General features: G+C 61.2%; 1 protein-coding gene. It reads left to right on the top strand.

Features of this window, described 5'->3' with window-relative positions; all coding sequences use genetic code 11:
• Window positions 1-918: IS30 family transposase (locus NOV72_RS31740; RefSeq protein WP_146150073.1), on the top strand; the 918-nt coding region annotated here is incomplete at both ends.

The raw sequence follows: 918 nt of genomic DNA, 5'->3' as shown, positions 1-918 counted from the left end.
AGCGTCAGTGGGATTGCGCGGGCATTACAGCGGGATGTCGGCTCAACGCACCGGCACATCGCCAAACATGGCGGGATCGCGCCGGCGCAGCGCAAGCGCGCAGCGCGTGCCTTGAGCATATGCGAGCGTGAAGCGATCTCGCGAGCATTGAGCCAGAATCAATCGTATGGGTCGATTGCAGCGCAGTTGGGGCGAAGCAAATCGAGCATCAGTCGTGAAGTGAGCCGCAATGGAGGGCGCGAGAAGTATCGCGCGCATGCGGCCGATGAGTTGGCCTGGAGGCGCGCGTTGCGGCCGAAACAATGCGCGCTGGCGGGCAATGCGCGCTTATGTAGGCAGGTCGCGCGAGGGCTGCGCCTACAATGGTCGCCTGCGCAGATCTCGGGCTGGCTCAAGAGGCGATACCCGCAACGCAAGGAGATGCACATTTCGCACGAAACGATCTATCGGACGCTGTTTATCCAGACGCGTGGAGCGCTGAAGAAGGAATTGATCAGTGAGTTACGCACGAGGCGCGCGGTGCGTCGTGCGAAGTGCGCCTCGAAGCGGGGTCAGAATCGCGGCACGATCATCGATGCGGTGCCGATCAGCGAACGCCCGGCAGAGGCCGAGGATCGCGCCGTGCCAGGGCATTGGGAAGGCGACTTGCTTGCCGGTTCAATCAGCACGCACATTGCTACGCTGGTGGAGCGTCACTCACGCTATGTGATGCTGGTGAAGACGCCGGGCAAAGACACGCACAGCGTCACTGAGGCGCTGATCAAGCAGGTGCGCAAGCTTCCTGCGCAATTGAAGCGCTCGTTGACATGGGATCGTGGCACGGAGATGGCAGCTCACGTGCAGTTCACGGTGGCCACAGATATGCAGGTGTACTTCTGCGAACCGCAAAAGCCGTGGCAAAGAGGGAGTAACGAGAAT

The sequence above is a fragment of the Caballeronia novacaledonica genome (assembly GCF_900258035.1).
In the GTDB taxonomy this organism is placed as follows: domain Bacteria; phylum Pseudomonadota; class Gammaproteobacteria; order Burkholderiales; family Burkholderiaceae; genus Caballeronia; species Caballeronia novacaledonica.
Note: the sequence above shows the minus strand (reverse complement) of the source record. Positions and strands in the feature narration are given on the sequence as shown.